General features: G+C 73.3%; 1 protein-coding gene. It reads left to right on the top strand.

Features of this window, described 5'->3' with window-relative positions:
• Positions 1-1,530, top strand: a 1,530-nt coding sequence (locus tag ACTUAL_RS23980) for a serine hydrolase domain-containing protein (protein WP_440901833.1), incomplete at both ends; no start/stop codon positions are given.

Here is a 1,530-nt window from a genome sequence, read left to right as displayed (position 1 = left end):
GCCGGTTGCGGCGCGGCGCCCGGTCAGGGGCCCGCCCCGCACGTCACCACCCCCGCCGCGCCCGAGACCGCCCGGCTCACCGAGGCCGACGTCAACGCCTGGCTCGACGGGGTCATCCCCTCCGGCATGGAGACCGGCGGGGTCGTCGGCGCCACGGTCTCCGTCGTCCACGACGGCGAAATCCTCACCGCGCGCGGCTACGGCCTGGCCGGGACCGGCGACGCCCCCACCCCGGTCGACCCGGAGAAGCACCTGTTCCGGCCCGGTTCGGTGTCCAAGCTGGTCACCGCCACCGCCGTGATGCAGCAGGTCCAGACGGGCAAGATCGACCTGGACGCCGACATCAAGCAGTACCTCGACTTCGACCTCCCCACCGAGTTCGACACCCCCATCACCACCCGCCACCTGCTCACCCACACCGCGGGCTTCGAGGAGCGCGTCACCAACCTCATCCGCCTCGACGGCGTCCGCGCGAACCTGCGCGAGGAGCTGGTGACCGACCCGCCCGCGCAGGTCTACGCGCCGGGCACCACCCCCGCCTACTCGAACTACGGCAACTCCCTCGCCGGCTACCTGGTCGAGCGGGTCACCGGCACCCGGTTCGAGGACTACGTCCAGCGCGAGGTCTTCGACCGGATCGGCATGACCTCCTCCTCGTTCGAGCAGCCGCTGCCCGAGCGCCTGGCCGACCGCATGTCCGGCGGCTACAACGACTCCGCCAACCCCACCGCCCAGCCGTTCGAGACCGTCACCACCTCGCCCGCGGGCGGAATGACCTCCTCCGCCACCGACATGGCCCGCTTCATGCTGGCCCACCTCGGCGCGCAGACCGGCGGCACGCTGCTGCTGGACGAGGCCACCACGAAGCTCATGCACCAGGGCGCGCTCGGCGCCGAGCAGCTCGGCGGCCTGGCCGACGGCCCGCGCATGACCCTGGGCTTCTTCGACGAGAGCCGCAACGGCCACCGGATCATCGGCCACGGCGGCGACACCAACTTCTTCCACTCGCACCTCCAGCTCTACCCCGGCGGCGGCGCGGGCAAGGGCACCGGCCTGTTCGTCTCGTTCAACAGCACCGGCGTCGACCGCGGCGTGCAGGGCGTGCGCAACGCCGTCCTGAACGGCTTCGCCGACCGCTACTTCCCGAAGGGGACCAGCACCGGGGGCGCCCCCGCGATGGAGTACGACCACGACGCCGCCCCGCTCGCCCGCGACGAGGCCGTGAAGCTCGCCGCGCGCGTCCAGGGCGAGTACGACTCGTCCCGCCGCATGGACTCCACCCTGCTCTCCGCGATCGACCTGACCGGCCGCACCACCGCGACCGCCCGCGAGGACGGCACCCTGCTGTTCCAGCCCGGCCCCGCCTCCGAGGGCCCGGCCGTCTACGAGGCCATCGGCGAGCACACCTGGCGCGAGGTCGGCGGCCAGCGCGTGCTGGCCACCCGGACCGAGGACGGCCGCGTCACCGGCATCGTGTACGAGGACGCGTTCACCCTGCTGCCCACCCCGGCGCAGCGCTCGGCGGGCCTG

This window comes from Actinosynnema sp. (assembly GCF_052038725.1).
The sequence above is the reverse complement of the archived record's forward strand: the minus strand, read 5'-3'. Positions and strand labels throughout refer to the sequence as shown.